The sequence below is a fragment of the Aeromonas sp. QDB68 genome (genome assembly GCF_027707405.1).
Lineage (GTDB): Bacteria > Pseudomonadota > Gammaproteobacteria > Enterobacterales > Aeromonadaceae > Aeromonas > Aeromonas caviae.
Genome location: NZ_JAPCIQ010000246.1, coordinates 1 through 677, shown reverse-complemented (window position 1 = coordinate 677; position 677 = coordinate 1). Strand labels below are relative to the sequence as shown.

The 677-nt window shown below is 51.7% G+C and carries 1 protein-coding gene; it reads right to left on the bottom strand.

Annotated elements, in window-relative coordinates; all coding sequences use genetic code 11:
* A partial coding sequence (locus PG892_RS22475) for a hypothetical protein (RefSeq protein ID WP_270825936.1) occupies positions 1-370 on the bottom strand: 370 nt, incomplete at its 3' end.
* Between the last annotated feature and the right edge of the window lie 307 nt (positions 371-677).

Genomic DNA, 677 nt, shown 5'->3' with positions numbered 1-677 from the left:
TGCAAAGTAAACTGGATGGCTTTCTTGCCGCCAAGGATCTGATGGCGCAGGGGATCAAGATCTGATCAAGAGACAGATCAAGCGTTATTGGAAATATATCCTCCCAGTCTGGACACTCTTTCTGTAACTTGCCTATGGGGTCGGACACATCATGAAGCTCATACGTGGCTCGGATATGCAGCACTGCTTTGATGAGGTTATCCAAAAGTTCATAGACGGGCGACTGTTGATAACACACTGGCAAGAGCGCGGCTTGTGCTTCAACAGCTTGACGCAGTTGTTCATCGTGTAGGTTGTAGTGCAACGCCTGCTCGGTGACCATTCTAAGGAGTCTGGCCAGTCCGCCTTGGGCCGATTCCACCAAACGCATCGGTAGGCCACCACTCATGGCGACCAGGCCGATAAAACGTTTGCCTTCGGTTTTGATCGAAGTTTGCAGGCACCATTGTTGATGCCCGTCAATGACCAGATTCCGGATTTTATCGTGGGATAGACTCTTTAGTCCTGCTGCTTCGCAAAGCGGTCCCCAGCGCCATGCTCCACCAGCATAATCACGTTTCCACCATTCAGCCGCGAAGAGGAGCCAAGCAGCAGGGTAGTGCCTGTCTCTTGATCAGATCTTGATCCCCTGCGCCATCAGATCCTTGGCGGCAAGAAAGCCATCCAGTTTACTTTGC